Source organism: Micromonospora sp. NPDC049051, assembly GCF_043197575.1.
Classification (GTDB): domain Bacteria; phylum Actinomycetota; class Actinomycetes; order Mycobacteriales; family Micromonosporaceae; genus Micromonospora.
Map to the genome: position 1 here is coordinate 217,103 of NZ_JBICTL010000002.1, position 17,295 is coordinate 234,397.

Sequence of the window (17,295 nt, forward strand, 5' to 3'; positions counted from 1 at the left end):
GTTTGCCGACACCCGGTCGGGGTACCGCGATGGACATGACGGACGACGACAAGGTGTGGCGGGACGAGGAACGGACCCCACTGCGGGAACTGGACCGGGCCGTGGCGCGGTCGACGCTGGACGGCCAGAGCGACGACGTGACGGCGAACGACGCCGGCGAGGAGGCGGCCTTCGGGCACGGACCGGAGGCGGCGGACCGCGGCGGGCAGGCCGCCGGGGCGGGGCGGGAGCCGACCGATCCGGAGCGCGCGTACCGGCCCTCGACGACGGGGCGGACCGGGCCCGACACGATGTGAGCCGCGCCGCGCGGGCGGGTCCCCGCCGGGTCCGCCCGCCGCGCGTCCGGTCACCTGACCGCCGCGCCCGGCGGCGCCGTCCGCCCTCCTTCTGAAGGGCAAGGATTACGGTACGGAGGGGCGGGAAAACGGACAGCTCATCCAGAATCGGCCGTTCGGCTGACGGCAAGCCCCCGGTGGCGCGCAAGACTTTCGGGATGCATCAGGGTTCCGGCTTCCTCTCCACGCGTCAACGCCGCCTGGCATGGCTCGGCTTTCTCCTCGCCGCGCTCCAGGCTCCCGTCTCCGCCAAGCTGGCCTCGGACGACTCCTGGTTGTTCAGCCTCTGCGTCGCGCTGATGGTGGCGACCGTGATCATCGCCGACGACGCGGCCCGGCGCCGCCCGGCCGACGCCCGCCCGACCGAGTGACGCGCCCGCCCACGCGCTGACCGTTCAACCCTCGGTACCGCCGGGCCGTGCCTCGTGACCGGGGCGGCCCCGGCTGCGCCGCCGCTCCTTCATCTCCGCCTCGTAGAGATGCCGGCGACCGCCGACCAGCTCCTCGCGGGCCGCCCGGTCCAGGTCGCGGAAGAGGGCGTAGTAGCCGTCGTCGAAGTCCTCGACGATCTGGAACGTCCACCGTCCGGCGATGACGTTGCGGCCCAGCAGGTCGGTGTCGATGCGGTCGGCGATCCGGTCGTGCCCGGCGGCGCGGAACATCGCCACGGCGTCGTCGAGCATCAGGTCGGCGTGCCCCACGAGCTGGTGCAGCGAGTAGAGGTGACCCCGTACCCGCTCGACGCACTCCAGCGCCTCGCTGAGCTTGCCGAGCGCCGCCACCGTCTCGTCGCTGACCCCGGCGGGCCTGCGGTGCCGCTCGTCCGGTCCGTCCTCGTGTCGTCCCATCGAATCCTCCGGGTGTCGGCCGTGCCCGTACGGGCGGTTCTCCTCCTGCCCCGCCCGCGTCGGATCAATCCCCACGCGGCCCGCTGACCGTTCGGGGGAGGGCGAAAAACCCGCGAGTGGCCGAGGTCGACCCCGGTACCGGCCGGATAGCCTCGGTCACCATGCGCGTGCCGTTCAACCAGGTCGAGGCCCGTTCCGTCGTCAGTTCGGCGCGAGCCACCCTCGCCGTCCTGTCGACCTCCGTCGGGGCGGAGGGGCTGGCCGCCGCCGCCGAGCGGCCGAGCCTGCTCGCCCTCGTCGACCAGCACGCCGCGGCGGTACGGGAGAGCCTCGACGGCGACCGCCGGCCGCTGAGCGCCGCCGCGCTCGCCGGCTACGCGGAGGGCGTCCGCGCCGCCGCGCTGGAGCACGGCTGGCAGCCGCCGACCGCGCCGGTGGACTGGTCCGCGCCGGACTGGCTGCTCACCCGGCTGCTCGCGGTCTGCGCGCTGACCCGCACGCTCGGTGCCCCGGCGCCCGCCGCGCTCCCGCAGGTCTGAGCGGCGGCGCGGGCACGCCGGAGGGGCGCCCGCTGGTCCACGGACACCCCTCCCTGTCGCGCCGCACGGCCTGTCAGCGGCGGAACTGCTGGGTCTCGTCGCCCACGTTCCCCGACTGGTACGTGCCGCGCCCGCCAGCCGTCGCGGACTCCTGCCCGCGCGGCATGACCTCGGTGCGCTCGGCCGCCGTCCGGTCGGCCATCTGCCGCCCGACGTCGGTCTGTCCGGCCTCGCGGGCCCGGCGGTGCTCCTGCACCGCCCGCGACTCCTCGGCCATCCGGTTCAGCCAGCTGTCCCAGCGGTTCTGCATCGGTCGCACCAGACCACCGCCGACACCGACGATCAGGATGCCGGCCACCGTGGCGAGCACCGCGATCAGCACCGGCGTCGTCACCGTCGTGGCGATGCCCACCTGGTTCAGCGCGGCGATCACACCCAGCGCGAGGATGAAGACCGCCGTCAGGTCGGCCAGGATCTTGCCGTACGCGAGCCCGCCCAGCGCCCCGGTGACCAGGTCCCGGACGGCGTTGGCGATCGCGGCGGCCACGACGATGATGATGATCGCCACGAAGGCGCGCGGCAGCCAGGCGACCACACCGCCGATCAGGTCACTGATCGCGTTGGGTCCCCACACCCCGAAGGCGAACTGCAGGGTGAACAGCAGCACGGCGTAGTACGCCAGCTTCGCCAGGATGTCGCTGGCGTCGTACTTGGTGCGTTCCAGCGCGCGCTTGATGCCGCCCCGTTCCACCGCCCTGTCGAAGCCGACCCGTTCCAGCGCCGCGTCGACGATCTTGAGGACGGCCCTGGCGATGAGCCATCCGACCACGAGGATCGCGATGAACGCGATGGCCCGCGGTATGAACAGCAGCACCGACCTCCACATGTCGGCCACGGCGTTGCCGATGTCGACCTGCCTGACCGCGAGGCTTTCCGGCATGATGTCCCTCCTGTCGCATGGACTGCGTCGCGCGCTTACCCCGTCGCCGACGCGGCACGCCGTACCGGTCCCCGAGTTTTTCCCGACATGTCACCGCACAACGGTCCTGACCTGCCGTAACGTCCGACCCCGCCGACGCGCGGGGCATGATCGGGAACAGCTGCCGATGCCTCCGGTTAGGCTGCGGGCATGCCAGGAACGGTCGGACGGGTCCCGCACCCACCAGCCCCGGTCTCGGGAACGCCCGCCGCGTCGGGCACGACGGCCACCGTCCTGCGGCACGACTGGGCGGCCACCCCGCTCGGCCCGTGGCGGGCGTGGGACGCGGCCGTCCGCGCCGCCGCCGAACTGCTCCTCGCCTCCCCCGTGCCGATGGCCCTGACCCTGGGCGACGACCACCTGCTCGTCTACAACGACGCGTACGCGGAGCTGATCGGCGACCGGCACCCCGACGCGGTGGGGCGGCCGGCGGCCGAGGTGTTCGCGGAGTCCTGGCCGCTGCCCGGCGTGGGCGACGCCATCGAGCACACCTACCGCTCCGGGCAGCCGTTCCTGGAGAAGGAGACCACCCTCCCGCTGCACCGCCGTCCCGGCCTGGTCGAGCAGTCGGTCTTCACCCGGGGCTACTCCCCCGTGCGCGACAGCGCCGGGCGGATCGTCGGCGTGCTGACGGTGGCCGCGGAGACCACCCAGGTCACCCAGCAGTTGCAGAGCCTCAGCGACTTCGCCGCGGCGCTCGCCGGCACGCTCACCCTGGACGACGTGGCCCGGGTGGCGCTGCGCCACGCGATCGCCGCGTTCGACGCCGACCGGGTCACGTTCGCCGTCGACGAGGGCGGCGGCGGCTGGCGGATGGTCCGGCGCATCCGGGGCGAGCTGATGGACGAGGCCGACGAGCGCCTCCCTCCGCTGTGGCGGCGCATCCCGCCGGACGGGCAGGGGCCGGTGGCGACGGCCGCCCGCAGCGGCAAGCCGCACTTCATCGACGACGGCCAGCCGCTGCGGGACATCGCGGCGGACCGGCACGACCAGAAGGTCCGCTCGCTCGCGGCGGTGCCACTGCGGGGCTCGGTGGTGCGCGGCGCGCTGACGGTCGGCTACCAGGCCCCGCACGTCTGGTCGGCCGCGCGGCGTGCGCTGCTGGCCGCGTCGGCCGAGCTGGTCGGGCAGGCCGCCGAGCGGGCCCGCCGGTTCGAGACCCAGCACGGCACCGCCCAGCTGCTGCAACGCAGCATGCTGCCGGAGCACCTGCCCGACCTGCCCCGGATGCGGATCGCCGCCCGCTACGACCCGGGCGTCGACGGCAACGCCGCCGGCGGGGACTTCTACGACGCCTTTTTGCTGCCCGACGGCGGCCTGGGCATCGTGCTCGGCGACGTCGCCGGCCACGACGTGCAGGCCGCGGCCCGGATGGGGCAGGTCCGCGCGGCGCTGCGGGCGCTGGCGCTGACCGACCCCCGCCCGGACGCCGTGCTGGCCGGGCTCGACCGGCTGGTCACCAGCCTGGGCGCCGAGGGCGACACGCACGAGCTCTTCGTGACGGTGGTCTTCGGGGTCGTCGACGCCGACCGGCAGCGGCTGACCCTGGCCAGCGCCGGCCACCCCGCCCCGCTGATCCGCCGGTGCGCCCCGGACGGCGCGCCGGTCGCCGAGTACCTCGACCTGCCCGCGGGCGCCCCGCTCGGCCTGGGCTGCCGCCCGCCCACCGTCACGGTGCCCTTCGCCCCCGGCGACACCCTGCTGCTGTTCAGCGACGGCGTGGTGGAGCGGCGCTGGCAGGACCTGTCGGCCGGCCTGGAGACCCTCGCCGTCGCCGTGGCCGGCGCGGGCAGCGGCGACCCGCGCGCGCTGTGCGCGGTGGCCACCGCGGCGGTGCCCGGCGCGACCGAGGACGACGTCGCCGTGCTGGCGGTGGAGCACGCGCTGCGCCCGTCCCGGTCGACGAGCATGGAGGTGCCGGCCGAACCGACCGCGCCGAGCCGGGTACGGCACTGGATGACCGGGCAGCTCACGGAGTGGCGGGTGCCCGAGTCGATCATCGGCGCGGCGGTGCTCTGCACCAGCGAGCTGACCACCAACGCCCTGCTGCACGCCGGCACCGCGGCCCGGGTGGAGATCGACCTCAGCCCGGAGCGGCTGCTGGTGTCGGTCGCCGACTCGGGCACCCGGGGCACGGTGACCCGCGCGCAGACCGACACGCTCAGCAGCCGGGGGCGGGGACTCGGTCTGATCGAGGAGCTGAGCGACGCGTGGGGGACGGATCCGACCGTACGCGGCTCGACGGTCTGGTTCGAGATCCTGATCCCGCCCGCGTGAGCGGCGTCAGCCCCGGCCGGAGGGGGTAGGAGGACACCCATGGCCACCGACAAGCCCACCGGCGTCCTCTTCGACGTGGACGGCACCCTGGTCGACACCACCTACCTGCACACCGTGAGCTGGTGGGAGGCGCTGCGCCAGATCGACCGGCCCACGCCCATGGCGACGATCCACCGCGCCATCGGGATGGGCTCGGACAAGCTGCTCGACCACCTGCTCGGCCCGGAGCGCGACCGGAGCGCCGACCAGAAGCTGCGCGACGCGCACGACACCCTCTTCGCCGAGTACTGGGAGCGGCTCGTCCCGCTGCCCGGGGCCGCCGACCTGCTGCGCGCCTGCGCCGAGCGGGGACTACGCGTGGTGCTGGCCACCTCCGCCGCCGAGCACGAGGTGGTCGCGCTGCGTCGGGCACTGGCCGCCGACGACGTGGTCCACACCGTCACGTGCTCGGCGGACGCGCGGGAGAGCAAGCCGGCCCCGGACATCCTGGTCGCCGCGCTGGAGCAGTCCGGGCTCGCGGCCGAACACGTGGTCTTCGTCGGCGACTCGGTGTGGGACGTCGCCGCGGCCGGCGAGCTGGACATCCCCTGCGTCGGGCTGACCTGCGGCGGCACCAGTCGTGGCGAGCTGGCCGGGGCCGGCGCGGTGGCCGTCTACGACGATCCCGCCGCGCTGCTCGCCGCCCTCGACGACTCGCCGGTGTCCCGGGTGCGGTGACCGGTCCCGGTTTCGTGACCGGGAACAGGAATACGAGAAGTCTTCCGGGGGCAAGGACTTGCACCACCTGCCCGCACGCCGTGGGCGAGGCGGAGAGGTGGGGTCGTGGAGCCGGTAGACGTGGCGTTCGCGGTGGTCGGGCTGGGCGCGCTGCTGGCGGGCATTCTGCCCCGGGTGCTCGAACGCCGGCCGCTGTCCATGCCGATCGCCTTCCTCGGGCTGGGCATGCTGGTCTTCCTCCTGCCCGTGGGGTTGCCGGACCCTGATCCGCTCGCGTACCCGGACGTCGCCACCCACCTCACCGAGATCGGTGTCATCGTGGCGCTGATGGGCGCCGGTCTGAAGATCGACCGGCCGTGGAGCTGGGCACGGTGGTCGTCGACCTGGCGGCTGCTGGCCATCGCCATGCCGCTGTGCATCGCGGCGGTGGCGCTGCTCGGCTGGTGGTGGGCCGGCCTGGTGCCGGCCGCCGCGCTGCTGCTGGCGGCGGCCCTCGCCCCGACCGATCCCGTGCTCGCCGCCGACGTGCAGGTCGGCGAGCCCACCGACGTCGAGGACTCCGAGGACGAGGTCCGCTTCGCCCTGACCTCCGAGGCCGGGCTGAACGACGGGTTGGCCTTCCCCTTCGTGTACGCGGCCATCGCCATCGCCACCACCAGCCTGGCGCCCGGCGACTGGCTGGGCCACTGGCTCGGCGTGGACGTGCTCTGGAAGCTGGCGGCCGGGGTGGCGGGCGGATGGTTGATCGGCTGGCTGCTCGGCAAGCTCTTCTTCCGGGCCCCGAGCAAGCTGCGGCTGGCCCGGCACTCCGAGGGCTTCCTCGCGCTGGCCGCGACGTTCCTGGCGTACGGGCTGGTGGAGGTCGTCAGCGGCTACGGCTTCCTGGCGGTCTTCGTGGCCGCGCGGGCGATCCGGGCGGCCGAGCGCACCCACGAGTTCCACTCTGTGCTGCACGACTTCGCCGAGCAGGTCGAGCGGCTGCTCACCGTGCTGCTCCTGCTGCTCTTCGGCGGCGCCGTGGTGGGCGGCCTGCTGGCCCCGCTGACCTGGCCGGCCGCGGCGGTCGGGGTGGCGCTGCTCTTCGTGGTCCGCCCGCTGGTCGGCTGGCTGGCGCTGCGGGGCGCACCCGGCCGGCCGGCCGAGCACTGGGTGATCGCCCTGTTCGGCATCCGGGGCGTCGGCTCGTTCTTCTACGTCGCGTACGCGACGGCGAAGACCAACTTCCCGCAGGCGGACGTGATCTGGGCGACCGTCGGTCTCGTGGTGATCGTGTCGGTGGTGCTGCACGGCATCGCGGCGACCCCGGTGATGCAGTTGCTGGACCGGGCGGGCGAACGCACCGCCGACCCGTCGGAACGCGGGCGCGCCGGCCAGCCCGTTCCCGCCGGCGGCTGACCGCCCAGCGGTACGCGCGGGACTCCCTCAGACGCCGCGTAGGCGGGTGACGAGGGCGCGGCCGAGGTCGCGGCCGGAGCGCCAGGCGCTCTGCACCCGGGGCTTGCCGAAGACGTCGCCGGCCAGCCCGATGCCGTCGGCGTCGAGGTGGTACGCCCCGCCCGGTCCGGCGGTCGGCGTCGCGTACGTCCAGCGGTGCACGTGCACGTGCTCGGCCGGTTCGGGCAGTCCCAGCAGGTCGCGGACGGCCTCCTCGATCGCCGGCCCGGCCCCGGTGGGCTGGGCGAGGTGGCCGGCGGCGAACCCGGGCGTGGTGTGGGCGACCAGCACCGGCGCGCCGTCGCCGCGGCGGTCGCCGTCGTCGCAGACGACGCTCAGCAGCGGGTGGTCGTTGACGAAGGCGCCCCGGAAGGTGGCCCAGTGGCGGGTCGGGAAACGCAGCACCCCGGCCAGCGACGGCGACCAGCGTTGGACCTGGGTGGCCCGGGTGGCGGCGGCGAGGGCCGGGTCGAGCAGCAGGCCCGCCTGCGGCCCGGGCATGGCGAGCACCGCCGCCTCGCAGGGCCGCCCGTCCACGACCGGCCCCGGCTCGACGCCGAGCACGAGCCGGTTCACGGTCACCGGCAGTTCCCGGGCCAGGTGCTCCACCAGCGACCGCAGCCCTCGCGGCGCCGCCCAGCGCATCGGGCCGGGCACCTCGCGCCGGCCGTCGGCGCCGTACGCGACGAAGGTGTCGGTCCACTCGCGGGCCAGGCCGGCCGCGCGCCAACCCGCGACCACCTCGGCGAAGTCCGGATCGTCGACGGTGAAGTACGCGGCGCCGGTGTCGGCCGGCCGGTCGTCGAAGCGGCGGCTGGCCATCCGGCCGCCGACCACCCGGGCGCGTTCCCGGATCTCCACCGGGATGCCGGCGCGGACCAGTTCCGTCGCGCACGCCACGCCGGCGATGCCCGCGCCGACCACCACCACACCCGCCCGGTCCTCCGCAGTCACCCGGAGATCGTATGTGCGCGGGGGTCGCCCGGAGGCCGGGTGGAGGCCGCGACGCGCCCGGCCGGACGACGCGCCGGAGGGCGGCATGGATGGGCGCCGCGCGGGGTATTGGCACGTCTGTTCGAAGGAAGGTGGAGAGCATGACGGACCGCACCCACAGCCAGGCCAACCCGCAGGGCGCCATCAAGGACCCGGACGAGTGGGTCACCGGCGAGGAACCGCCGACCGCCGCCCAGGAGTCCTACCTGGCGACCCTCGCCCGGGAGGCCGGCGAGGAGCCGCCGGAGGGTCTGACCAAGGCCGAGGCCTCGAAGCGGATCGACCAGCTCCAGGAGGAGACCGGCCGCGGTCAGTGACCGGGCGGGTGGCGCGGTGGCAGGCGGTGCAGTTCGACCTCGTCGAGCCGTCCCGCCGCCACCCGCGCCGTCAGGTAGGTGGCGTGGGGCTGGGCGCGGCGGTCGGTGGGCGAGCCGGGGTTGAGCAGCCGCAGGCCGCTCGGGGCGACGGTGTCCCAGGGGATGTGCGAGTGGCCGAAGACCAGCACGTCGGTGTCGGGGAACCGGGCGGCGCAGCGGCGTTCCCGCCCGCCCTTCGGGCCGGTCTCGTGCACGACGGCGATCCGCAGCCCGTCGAGTTCGACCCGGGCGACCTCCGGCAGCCGGGCGCGCAGCGCCGGCCCGTCGTTGTTGCCGTACACCGCGACGAGGCGGCGGGCCCGGGCGCCCAGGGCGTCGAGCAGCGCCTCGTCGACCCAGTCCCCCGCGTGCAGCACCACGTCGGCGGCGTCGACCGCCGTCCAGAGCGGTTCCGGCAGGTCCCTGGCCCGCTTCGGCACGTGGGTGTCGGCGGTGATCACCAGGCGCATCCCGCCATTGTCCCCCACCCGGGCCCGCCGCACGCCGACCGCACCGCTCGAATGAGTCGCCGTTCGTGGCGTCGAACCCCTTCCCATCGCCGTCGTCGGCACGTAGTTTGACGGCGACGCGTGGGAGCGCTTCCAGTGGTGCTCCTCGATGGAAAGGGGAGATTCCGTGAGAAGCAGACCCGCACTGGCCGCGGCGGGCGCCGCCGCGGCGCTCGCCGTCGCCGCGACCGTCGCCGTCGGCGCCGTCCGCGTACCCGCCGCCGTCGCCGCCGACTCGACGTTCTACGTCGACCCGGCCACGGGCGCCGCGACCTGGGTCGCCGCCAACCCCGGCGACCCCCGGGCCGCCGTGATCGCCGACCGGATCGCGGGCGTGCCCCAGGGCCGCTGGTTCACCCGGACCAACACCTCGACCGTACGCGCCGAGGTCGACGCCTTCGTCGGGGCGGCGGCAGCCGCCGGCAAGGTACCGATCCTGGTCGTCTACAACATTCCGAACCGGGACTGCAGCGGCGCGAGCGGCGGCGGGGCCCCCGACCACGCCACCTACCGGCAGTGGGTCGACCAGGTGGCGGCCGGCCTGGCCGGGCGACCGGCGAGCATCGTCCTGGAACCGGACGTGCTGCCGCTGATGACCAGCTGCCAGAACGCGGCCCAGCAGGCCGAGACCAGGGCCTCCATGGCGTACGCCGGCAAGCGGCTCAAGGCGGGCTCGGCCACCGCGCGGGTCTACTTCGACATCGGGCACTCCGCGTGGCTCTCCCCCGGCGAGGCGGCCTCCCGGCTGCTCGGCGCTGACATCGCCAACAGCGCGGACGGCATCTCGCTCAACGTCTCCAACTACCGGCACACCGCCGACGAGGTCGCCTACGCCAAGTCCGTGATCGCGGCGACCGGGGTGTCCCGCCTCAAGGCGGTCGTCGACACCAGCCGCAACGGCAACGGTCCGGCCGGCTCCGAGTGGTGCGACCCGGCCGGGCGGGCCATCGGCACCCCGAGCACCACCGCCACCGGCGACCCGGCGATCGACGCCTACCTGTGGGTGAAGCTGCCCGGCGAGTCCGACGGCTGCATCGCGCCGGCCGGCCAGTTCGTGCCCCAGCGGGCGTACGACCTGGCCATGGCCGCCGGCCCGGTCCCGACCACCGCCCCGCCGACCACCGCGCCGCCCACGACGCCCCCGCCCACCACCGCGCCGCCCACGACGCCGCCGCCCACCACCGCCCCGCCGCCCGGTGGCTGCGCGGTGTCGTACACCCCGAACTCGTGGTCCGGCGGCTTCACGGCGGAACTGCGGGTGACCAACCACGGCGCCCCGCTGACCGGCTGGACGCTCACGTTCGCCCCCGGCGCCGGGGTCCGCCTGACGAACGGCTGGAACGGCGACTGGACCCAGTCGGGCGACCGGATCACCGTCCGCAACGCCACCTGGAACGCCGGGCTGCCGAGCGGCGGCACGGTCTCGGTCGGCTTCCAGGGCACCTGGCCGGGCGGCACCCTGCCCACCCCGACCGGGTTCACCCTCAACGGCACCGCCTGCGCCTGACCCACCGCGCCTCGCCCGCCCTGACGGGGCGGGCGAGGCACGCGCACGCACCCGCCGGGCGGGCCGTGGGCACACGGTTCATCTCCCGCGAGCCACCCGCCGCCTGGCGGCGTACGGCAGCACGAACAGGTACAGACCGCTGAACATGAGCAGGGCGAGGGGAAGCAGCGGCAGGTAGGACACCCAGACCACGGGGTCCTGCTGTGCCAGGGCGACGAAGGCGGCGACGACGGTCACCGTGAAGGCGATGGACAGCCAGCGGTGGACCTGCCGAATCCACTTGTTCCAGCGCAAAGGGACCTCCTCAGGAGACGACCGGACCCGGGCCCCAGGCGGGTGGGATGCCCGTGGCGGCCACGCTAGTTGCGCCCCGACCACCGGAGCTTCTCGATTCCTGACCGGTCTGGACCGTGCCCGCGCGGCGGCGACCACCGCGGCCACCTGCGCCCCCGCACGCCGCCAACCGCGACGCACCGCCCTTGCGGGTATCCGGTCCGGCGGTGGCGTTACCCCGCGACGGCGGCGGGAACGCGGACGGTCGACGAAGGAGGAGCTCATGACCACACCATCGGGTCCCACCTCGGCATGGCGGCCCGGGATGCCGGGCGCCGACACCCTCCCGTCCGGTCCCGCCGGCCGGCCGAGCGCCCCCGGCCACGACGGGCACGGCCCGGAGACCGGCCCACCGACCGTGAGCATCGGGTCGTACCCGGACTATCCGTCCGCCCAGCGGGTCGTCGACTACCTGGCGGACAACCGGTTCCCGGTCGAGCACACCGCCATCGTCGGGACGAACCTCACCCTGGTCGAGACCGTGCTCGGGCGGATGACCACCGGGCGGGCGGCCCTGCTGGGCGCCGGTACGGGCGCCTGGTTCGGACTCTTCATCGGGCTGCTGTTCGGCATCTTCACGACCGGCAACTGGATCGCGGTGATCCTCGTCGGGCTGCTCGTCGGCGCGCTCTGGGGGGCGGCGTTCGGCGCGATCGCGCACGCGATGACCGGCGGGCGGCGCGACTTCACCTCGGCCAGCTCGCTGCGCGCCGGCCAGTACGCCGTCATCGTCGACGCGCAGTTCGCCGAGCAGGCCCGTCAGCTCCTCGGCCGGATCCACATGGCGGCACCCGCCCGCTGAGGAGGTCCGCCGGCAAGCGCCCCGGCCCCGGGCCGGACGCGGCCCGCGAGGCGCCCCGCGCCCGCGGGCCGCAGCGCGTTCAGCCCCGCGGGCTCCGCCGAGCTCTCCGCGTTCCGCCCCGGCCCCGCCCGCGTTCCGCGCCGGCAGTTCAAAGCTGTAGAACGTCTCCCGCGTTGCCAGGTGATCGCAGTCACGAGCACTAGTTAAATTTTGAAATAATGCTACTGTCGGGGCGTGACCGAGAGCCTGGACAGTGCCCGCCTCGCCGCCTGGCGCGCCTACATCGAGGCCAGCCAGCGGCTCTACACCCGGCTGGAGGACGACCTGCGGGCCGACAGCGCGCTCAGCTTCGCCGACTACCACGTGCTCGTCCTGCTCTCCGAGGCGCCGGGCCAGCGGCTGCGGATGGGTGAGCTGGCGAGCCGCCTGGTCTTCTCACCGAGCCGGTTGACGTACCAGATCACCACGATGCAGCGGCGCGGCCTGGTGGCCCGGGAATCCTGTCCGGACGACCGGCGCGGCAGCGAGGCCGTGCTCACCGCCGCCGGGCTGCTGGCCCTGCGCGAGGCCGCCCCGCACCACCTGCGGTCGGTGCGCGCCCACCTCATGGACGACCTCGACGACGCCGAGGTCGCCTGCCTCACCCGGATCTTCGAGCGGCTCGGCCGGCGCCTGCGCGCGGACCGCGACGCGTCGACCGCCCACCCCCACAGCTGAGGAGTACCCCGATGCCCGCCATCACCGTCGACAACGTGCTCGTCCTGCCCCGCCTGCCCCGGCTCGGCGAGTCCACCGCGTTCCGCCCGGTCCGCCGGCTGACCACCGCGCCCAGCGGCTACGAGGGCGAGGGCTTCCCGGTTCGCCGGGCGTTCGCCGGCGTGCCGGTCGGCGAACTGGACCCGTTCATCCACCTGGACCAGATGGGCGAGGTGGACTACGCCCCCGGTCAGCCGAAGGGCACGGCCTGGCATCCGCACCGTGGCTTCGAGACGGTGACCTACATGATCGACGGGATCATGGACCACCAGGACTCGCAGGGCGGCGGCGGCACGATCACCAACGGCGACACCCAGTGGATGACCGCCGCGAGCGGGCTGCTGCACATCGAGGCGCCGCCGGAGCACCTCGTCATGAGCGGCGGGCTGTTCCACGGCACCCAGCTCTGGGTCAACCTGCCCCGGGCCGCGAAGATGAACCCGCCCCGCTACCAGGACATCCGCGGCCGGGAGGCGGCCCTGCTGACCACCCCCGACGGCGGCGCGTTGATCCGGGTGATCGCCGGCGAGATCGCCGGACACCGGGGGCCGGGCTCCACCCACACCCCGATCACCATCAGCCACGTGACCGTGGAGCCGGGCGCCCGCGTCGACCTGCCGTGGCGGACCGACTTCAACGCGCTGGTCTACGTGCTGGGTGGGCGGGGCACGGTGGGCACCGACGGGCGGCCCGTGCACACGGGTCAGCTCGCCGTGCACGGCCCCGGCGACGCGCTGACCTTCACGGCGGACGCCAGCCAGGACGGCCACACGCCGACGCTGGATCTCTACATCATGGGCGGCGAGCCGATCCGGGAGCCCGTGGCGCACTACGGCCCGTTCGTCATGAACACCCGCGACGAGTTGATCCAGGCGTTCGAGGACTTCAAGGCCGGCCGGCTCGGTGTCGTGCCCGCCGAGCGGCTGCCGCACGCCGACGGCCCGGCCCCCAGGTCCTGAGCCACACCGCAGCCGGTGGGCGCCCCGTTCCGGGGGCGCCCACCGGCGGGACGCGGCGTCAGGAGACGGCGAAGATGCCCGCCACGCCGAGGATCACCATGAGCAACACGGTGACCAGCGCCCCCCGCTCGCACTCGACCGCCTGCTCGCGGTACTCGGTCACGGGGTTCGTCGTCTCGCCGGGCATGGTGTGGCCTCCTCGGTGTTCGCGTCGTGATCGGGGCGGGTGTCGGGGATGTCAGACCGGATCACCGGGGCGCCGGTCGGGATGCGCACCCGCGACACGGGTCCTACCGTGAGGACGTTGTCGACCTCGGAGGGCTGGAACGGTGGCACCACGCAACTGGTTCCTGAGCGCAGCCGAACGCGCCAACCCGGTCTCGGAGTTACCCGTTTGGAGCGATGGAAACCTCGCCGAGCCGCTGATTCACGGTGCCGCGTACTTCGACCGGCTGGTCGACGAGGTCACGGCCCTGGAGCCCGGCGACCACCTCTTCTTCACCGACTGGCGGGGCGACCCGGACCAGCGGTTGCGCCCGGACGGACCGACCGTGGCGCAACTGTTCGCGGGCGCCGCCCAGCGGGGCGTGCTGGTCAAGGGCCTGATCTGGCGTTCCCACCTCGACGTCCTGGCCTACAGCGAGGCGGAGAACCGCAACCTGAGCGAGACGGTCTCCGCCGCCGGCGGTGAGGTGCTGCTCGACCAGCGCGTACGCCGGGGCGGCTCGCACCACCAGAAGCTGGTGGTGCTGCGGCATCTCCGGGCGCCGGAGCGGGACATCGCCTTCGCCGGCGGGATCGACCTGTGCCACAGCCGACGCGACGACGCCGCGCACCGGGGCGACCCGCAGGCGGTGCTGATGTCCGCCCGCTACGGCGAGCATCCGCCGTGGCACGACGTGCAGCTCGCGGTGCGGGGGCCGGTGGTGGGCGCGCTGGACACCACCTTCCGGCAGCGGTGGACCGACCCGATGCCGCTGGACTCGGAGAACCCCCTCGCCTTCCTGCGCGACCGGCTGCGCGGGGCGGACCTGCGGCCCGATCCGCTGCCGCCGCAGCCGCCCGATCCGCCGCCCTGCGGCCCGCACCACGTCCAGGTGCTGCGCACCTACCCGGCGGTCCGGCCCCGCTACTCCTTCGCCCCGGACGGCGAGCGCACGGTGGCCCGCGGCTACACCAAGGCGGTCCGGCGGGCCCGGCGACTGATCTACCTGGAGGACCAGTACCTGTGGTCCACGGAGGTCGCCGACCTGTTCGCCCGGGCGCTGCGGGACAACCCGGACCTGCACCTGGTGGCCGTGGTCCCCCGCTTTCCGGACGTGGACGGCCGGCTGGCGCTGCCGCCGAACACGGTCGGCCGCGAGCAGGCGCTGTCGCTCTGCGCACGGGCGGCCCCGGACCGGGTGCACGTCTTCGACGTGGAGAACCACGCCGGCACCCCCGTGTACGTGCACGCGAAGGTCTGCGTGGTCGACGACGTGTGGGCCAGCGTGGGCAGCGACAACTTCAACCGCCGGTCCTGGACGCACGACAGCGAGTTGTCCTGTGCGGTGCTGGACGGGACCCGCGACGAACGGGCGCCGACCGACCCGGCCGGCCTCGGCGACGGCGCCCGGGTCTTCGCCCGGGAACTGCGGCTGCGGCTGTGGCGCGAGCACCTGGACCGCGACCCCGACGGCGGCGAGGACGCCGACCTGGTCGACCCCGCCGACGCCGTGGCGGCGATCACCGCCTCCGCCGACGCGCTGCGACGGTGGTACGACGCCGGGCGGGCCGGGCCCCGGCCGCCCGGCCGGCTGCTGCCCCACCGGGCCGAACGGCTGCCCTGGTACACGCGGATGTGGGCGCTGCCGGCGTACCGGCTCGTCTACGACCCCGACGGCCGGCCGCTGCGGGCCCGGTGGGCCGGCACGTGGTGAGCCGGGTGCGGCCTCAGGCGGGTACGGAGAGCGCGTCGACCCGGCCGTGGGCGGGCCCGGACTCGACGGTGCCGGTGTCCCCCACGTGGGTCGTCAGTCCGCCCGGGTAGGCGAACGAGGCGCGCGGGGAGTAGAAGCCGAACCCGATCGTCAGCGGGTTCTCCGGGCGCAGCGCGTAGATCGGGTGCGTCGGCTCCAGGAACTCCACGGACTCGACCACGAACAGGTCGACCGGTTCGGCGACGAACGGGTACACGGAGCTGAGCAACTGCCCGTCGCGAGCCGTGAAGTAGCGGTGGTGGCCGCTGCTGACCGTCCCGCCCGTCTCGCCGACCTGGCAGCGGGCCCGGATCACCGGCACCCCGTCGATCTCCGTCTCGGCGATGATCTCCCCGCCGTGGCGCTCGATGCGGGTGCGGCCGGCGACTGCGGGCGCGCCCCGCGCCGCCGCGTAGGTGCGGACCCGTTCGCTACAGGTCACGTAATGCGTCCACCAGCCGCCGGCGTGCATCCCGCCCGGCGCGTCCACCCCGGCCAGCGACACGCCGAGGTAGGCCAGCGAGTACGCGCCGAAGCCGGAGGTCTGGCAGGCGTCGTCGACCACGTACTGGTTGAGGAAGACCAACCGGTCGGGGGACGGCCGCAGCCCGAGCGGGACCAGCGCCGCGACCGCGTCCGGGTCCGCCGGCAGCCAGCCGAAGTAGAGCGTGCGGCTGTTGACGACGAGTTGGGGAGCGGCGGGGTCGAGCACGGCACCTCCGGCAGCGGGCTGGTAACCGCACGCTACGGCCCGTCCTGTCGACGGGACAACGACGGAAAGCCGACATTCGACGCCGGTCATCCGGGGCGACGGTGACCGCTCGGCCGGGCGGCCGGGGCCACCCGGATAAGAAACCGTCGATGTCCGGCCGGACCCGTCGGCCGTATGCCCGAGGTTGACAGGCTCACCGCCGGCATCAACTTCGCCCGATTGACCCGGATCCTGGTGATACATCACCTAAGTACATCGTACTTTCGGCTAGATTTCCTCGGACCGATCGGGCTAAGGTGACTTCCGAACGGACATCTGAAGTTAAACCTAAGCGTCACGTCTTTCATCCGCGGACGAGGTGCAGGGAGGACCACCCATGACCGCGCCAACGATCACCGAACAGGCGACGACAACAGCGCCGAGCACCACCCCGAAGCTCGATCCGCGTGCGCTCACCGACAGCGCCGCCGATCTGCTCAACGCGATGGCCGCGCTGCCGGCCAACCACCCGTCCCGCGCCGCACTGCGCGACAAGGCGATCGAGGCCTGGCTGCCGCTCGCCAACCACCTCGCCCACCGCTACAGCGGCCGGGGCGAGCCCACCGACGACCTGGCCCAGACGGCGGCGGTCGGTCTGATCAAGGCGATCGACAAGTTCGACCCGTCCCGTGGCGTCGACTTCGCCGGCTACGCGATCCCCACCATCATCGGCGAGCTCAAGCGGCACTTCCGCGACCGCACCTGGGACATCCGGGTCCCCCGCCGTCTCCAGGAGCTGCGGCTGGCCATCTCCGACGCCAACAGCTCGCTGCTGCAGACCCTCGGCCGTTCGCCGACGGTCGCCGACATCGCCGCCCACCTCAAGCTCACCGAGGAAGAGGTGCTGGAGGGCCTGGAGGGCGCCCGCGCCTACAACGCGGTCTCGCTCTCCACCCCCACCGGCGACGGCGACCGCGCGACGGAGCTGGGCGACATGCTCGGCGGCGAGGACAGCGAGTTCGAGCTGGCCGAGCTGCGCGTCGCCCTCGGCCCGGCGCTCGCCACGCTCGACGAGCGCGAGCAGAAGATCCTCACGCTGCGCTTCTATGGCAACCTGACGCAGTCGCAGATCGCCGAGCAGATCGGCGTCTCGCAGATGCACGTCTCCCGGCTGCTGGCCCGCGCGCTGACCAAGCTGCGGGGGCAGCTCGACGGCACGTACTGACGGTGGGTGGGTGATGGCCGGGTCGGCGGACCCGGCCATCACCGTGTCCGGCGCGCACCGGACGCCGCCCGGGCCGC

At 74.2% G+C, this 17,295-nt stretch carries 20 protein-coding genes; 13 read left to right on the top strand and 7 right to left on the bottom strand.

The window, feature by feature from the left end:
• The first annotated feature begins 35 nt into the window (after window positions 1-35).
• Together ACGFIR_RS08305 and ACGFIR_RS08310 are read left to right on the top strand one after the other, a co-directional pair.
• Window positions 36-296, top strand: coding sequence for a hypothetical protein (locus ACGFIR_RS08305; protein WP_393143915.1), 261 nt, complete (start codon window positions 36-38; stop codon window positions 294-296).
• A 197-nt stretch (window positions 297-493) separates the two neighbouring features.
• Complete coding sequence (locus tag ACGFIR_RS08310) at window positions 494-706, top strand: hypothetical protein (RefSeq protein ID WP_393143917.1); 213 nt, start codon at window positions 494-496, stop codon at window positions 704-706.
• A 24-nt stretch (window positions 707-730) separates the two neighbouring features.
• On the opposite strand, the gene ACGFIR_RS08315 is transcribed toward ACGFIR_RS08310, so the two are convergent.
• Window positions 731-1,183: a hypothetical protein gene (locus ACGFIR_RS08315; RefSeq protein WP_393143919.1), complete on the bottom strand. Its 453-nt coding sequence runs from the start codon at window positions 1,181-1,183 to the stop codon at window positions 731-733.
• Window positions 1,184-1,344: 161 nt separating this feature from the next.
• Between ACGFIR_RS08315 and ACGFIR_RS08320 the strand changes: the two genes are divergently transcribed.
• Entirely contained in the window at window positions 1,345-1,722 is a 378-nt protein-coding gene (locus tag ACGFIR_RS08320; protein ID WP_393143921.1) for a DUF6401 family natural product biosynthesis protein, read from the top strand.
• Between the two features lie 73 nt (window positions 1,723-1,795).
• Here ACGFIR_RS08320 and ACGFIR_RS08325 read toward each other — a convergent pair whose 3' ends face one another.
• A complete protein-coding gene (locus ACGFIR_RS08325) occupies window positions 1,796-2,662 on the bottom strand; it encodes a hypothetical protein (RefSeq protein WP_393005958.1) in 867 nt (288 codons plus the stop codon).
• Between the two features lie 189 nt (window positions 2,663-2,851).
• Between ACGFIR_RS08325 and ACGFIR_RS08330 the strand changes: the two genes are divergently transcribed.
• The 3 genes from ACGFIR_RS08330 (at window position 2,852) to ACGFIR_RS08340 (ending at window position 7,090) form a co-directional block, all read left to right on the top strand.
• Window positions 2,852-4,978 (top strand): SpoIIE family protein phosphatase, encoded by a 2,127-nt coding sequence (locus ACGFIR_RS08330; RefSeq protein ID WP_393005960.1) that lies wholly within the window; start codon window positions 2,852-2,854, stop codon window positions 4,976-4,978.
• A 39-nt stretch (window positions 4,979-5,017) separates the two neighbouring features.
• Window positions 5,018-5,695 carry an HAD family hydrolase gene (locus ACGFIR_RS08335; protein ID WP_393005962.1) on the top strand — a complete coding sequence of 226 codons (678 nt, stop codon included), beginning with the start codon at window positions 5,018-5,020 and terminating at the stop codon, window positions 5,693-5,695.
• 105 nt (window positions 5,696-5,800) lie between these two features.
• Window positions 5,801-7,090: a cation:proton antiporter gene (locus ACGFIR_RS08340; RefSeq protein WP_393005964.1), complete on the top strand. Its 1,290-nt coding sequence runs from the start codon at window positions 5,801-5,803 to the stop codon at window positions 7,088-7,090.
• A 27-nt stretch (window positions 7,091-7,117) separates the two neighbouring features.
• Here ACGFIR_RS08340 and ACGFIR_RS08345 read toward each other — a convergent pair whose 3' ends face one another.
• The gene (locus ACGFIR_RS08345; RefSeq protein ID WP_393144694.1) at window positions 7,118-8,059 is read right to left on the bottom strand and encodes an NAD(P)/FAD-dependent oxidoreductase; all 942 of its coding nucleotides are present in this window, start codon (window positions 8,057-8,059) and stop codon (window positions 7,118-7,120) included.
• A gap of 164 nt (window positions 8,060-8,223) precedes the next feature.
• Here ACGFIR_RS08345 and ACGFIR_RS08350 point away from each other — a divergent pair, with 164 nt between their 5' ends.
• Entirely contained in the window at window positions 8,224-8,439 is a 216-nt protein-coding gene (locus ACGFIR_RS08350; protein WP_393005966.1) for a DUF3072 domain-containing protein, read from the top strand.
• On the opposite strand, the gene ACGFIR_RS08355 is transcribed toward ACGFIR_RS08350, so the two are convergent.
• On the bottom strand, window positions 8,433-8,948 hold the full coding sequence (locus ACGFIR_RS08355; RefSeq protein ID WP_393143923.1) for a metallophosphoesterase family protein: 516 nt from the start codon (window positions 8,946-8,948) through the stop codon (window positions 8,433-8,435). The genes ACGFIR_RS08350 and ACGFIR_RS08355 overlap by 7 nt on opposite strands.
• 166 nt (window positions 8,949-9,114) lie before the next feature.
• Here ACGFIR_RS08355 and ACGFIR_RS08360 point away from each other — a divergent pair, with 166 nt between their 5' ends.
• The gene (locus tag ACGFIR_RS08360; RefSeq protein WP_393143925.1) at window positions 9,115-10,494 is read left to right on the top strand and encodes a glycoside hydrolase family 6 protein; all 1,380 of its coding nucleotides are present in this window, start codon (window positions 9,115-9,117) and stop codon (window positions 10,492-10,494) included.
• 78 nt (window positions 10,495-10,572) lie between these two features.
• Here the strand turns inward: ACGFIR_RS08360 and ACGFIR_RS08365 are convergent, their stop codons facing one another.
• A complete protein-coding gene (locus tag ACGFIR_RS08365) occupies window positions 10,573-10,788 on the bottom strand; it encodes a hypothetical protein (protein WP_393005972.1) in 216 nt (71 codons plus the stop codon).
• 262 nt (window positions 10,789-11,050) lie between these two features.
• Here ACGFIR_RS08365 and ACGFIR_RS08370 point away from each other — a divergent pair, with 262 nt between their 5' ends.
• From ACGFIR_RS08370 to ACGFIR_RS08380, 3 genes are all read left to right on the top strand, one after another.
• On the top strand, window positions 11,051-11,629 hold the full coding sequence (locus ACGFIR_RS08370; protein ID WP_393143926.1) for a general stress protein: 579 nt from the start codon (window positions 11,051-11,053) through the stop codon (window positions 11,627-11,629).
• A 234-nt stretch (window positions 11,630-11,863) separates the two neighbouring features.
• Window positions 11,864-12,346 (top strand): MarR family winged helix-turn-helix transcriptional regulator, encoded by a 483-nt coding sequence (locus ACGFIR_RS08375; protein WP_121395498.1) that lies wholly within the window; start codon window positions 11,864-11,866, stop codon window positions 12,344-12,346.
• Between the two features lie 11 nt (window positions 12,347-12,357).
• A complete protein-coding gene (locus ACGFIR_RS08380; protein ID WP_393005976.1) occupies window positions 12,358-13,344 on the top strand; it encodes a pirin family protein in 987 nt (328 codons plus the stop codon).
• A gap of 58 nt (window positions 13,345-13,402) precedes the next feature.
• Here ACGFIR_RS08380 and ACGFIR_RS08385 read toward each other — a convergent pair whose 3' ends face one another.
• Window positions 13,403-13,531: a hypothetical protein gene (locus tag ACGFIR_RS08385; protein WP_393005978.1), complete on the bottom strand. Its 129-nt coding sequence runs from the start codon at window positions 13,529-13,531 to the stop codon at window positions 13,403-13,405.
• Window positions 13,532-13,673: 142 nt separating this feature from the next.
• On the opposite strand from ACGFIR_RS08385, the gene ACGFIR_RS08390 reads away from it, so the two are divergent.
• Window positions 13,674-15,263 carry a phospholipase D family protein gene (locus ACGFIR_RS08390; RefSeq protein ID WP_393005980.1) on the top strand — a complete coding sequence of 530 codons (1,590 nt, stop codon included), beginning with the start codon at window positions 13,674-13,676 and terminating at the stop codon, window positions 15,261-15,263.
• Window positions 15,264-15,276: 13 nt separating this feature from the next.
• On the opposite strand, the gene ACGFIR_RS08395 is transcribed toward ACGFIR_RS08390, so the two are convergent.
• The gene (locus ACGFIR_RS08395) at window positions 15,277-16,014 is read right to left on the bottom strand and encodes a hypothetical protein (protein WP_393005982.1); all 738 of its coding nucleotides are present in this window, start codon (window positions 16,012-16,014) and stop codon (window positions 15,277-15,279) included.
• A gap of 376 nt (window positions 16,015-16,390) precedes the next feature.
• Between ACGFIR_RS08395 and ACGFIR_RS08400 the strand changes: the two genes are divergently transcribed.
• Window positions 16,391-17,218, top strand: coding sequence for a SigB/SigF/SigG family RNA polymerase sigma factor (locus tag ACGFIR_RS08400; RefSeq protein WP_393005984.1), 828 nt, complete (start codon window positions 16,391-16,393; stop codon window positions 17,216-17,218).
• Window positions 17,219-17,295: the final 77 nt, after the last annotated feature.